The 273-nt window shown below is 65.2% G+C and carries 1 protein-coding gene; it reads right to left on the minus strand.

All coding sequences use genetic code 11. The annotated features are described in order from the left end of the window. The coding region (locus ACZ267_RS12905) for a hypothetical protein (RefSeq protein ID WP_463680348.1) at positions 1 to 273 on the minus strand (273 nt) is incomplete at both ends.

Here is a 273-nt window from a genome sequence, read left to right on the forward strand (position 1 = left end):
GTCTCGGCATAGATCTTCGACAGCACATAGAGCGTCTTCAGCTCGATATTGTCGCCGCGCCACAGCATCGACAACAGCTCGAGCTCCTTCAGCACATCGTCGCGGCCGATCTCGCCGCGCTTCTGCTTGAGCAGCGTCTCGAGCAGCCTGCCTTCGGCGGCTGCCTGACGGTCGGCCGAATTGGCGGCGAAGCGGTAGGCGTCGAGCGCATCCTTCTCCTGGCCGAGCGCTTCGGCGAGCCGGCCGCGCAGCACCGCAACCGCAGGCTTGATC

It is taken from the genome of Staphylococcus sp. AC872 (assembly GCF_979255425.1).